Below are 552 nucleotides of genomic sequence, written 5' to 3' on the forward strand. Positions count from 1 at the left end.
GTTACGGAATTCGTAATCGGCACGGCCAACATATTTACCCCACTCATGCGCCTGAACAATGTAAGTACCGTTTTGTTGGTCTGGCTGACACTCATCACCCGGTTTAAAGTTCTTTTTGATAACGTTAGGACCTTCCATACAAACGGGCTCTTGTGAGTGACCACCCACAATCATGTCCAAATCGCCTTCATTAAGGTAACGCGCCAAAGCTACATCACCCGGCGCATTGATGCCACGGTTGCCATTTTCGTAGTGACCCATGTGCGTGACAGCGAAAATCAGATCCGGATTTTCTGTTTTTTTCAGTTCTGCAATCAGCTCTTTCGCTTCCGCTTTCGGGTCGCGGAAGTCTACTTGACCGATAAACTCAGGGTTCCCCAACTTCGCGGTATCTTCTGTTGTCAGACCAATAACCGCAATTTTAATGCCTTGCTTATTGAACATCGCGTAAGGTTGGAATAAGCGCTTACCCGTTTTTTTGTCGTAAATGTTGGCTGACAGCATTGGGAAGTTAGCCCAATCTTGCTGTTTGAATAGCACGTCTAGCGGATT

1 protein-coding gene is annotated in these 552 nt (G+C 46.6%); it reads right to left on the minus strand.

Features of this window, described 5'->3' with window-relative positions; genetic code table 11:
- The coding region (locus R7Z77_RS27715) for a metallophosphoesterase (RefSeq protein ID WP_318137355.1) at window positions 1-552 on the minus strand (552 nt) is incomplete at both ends.

The organism is Vibrio sp. 1401, from assembly GCF_033340295.1.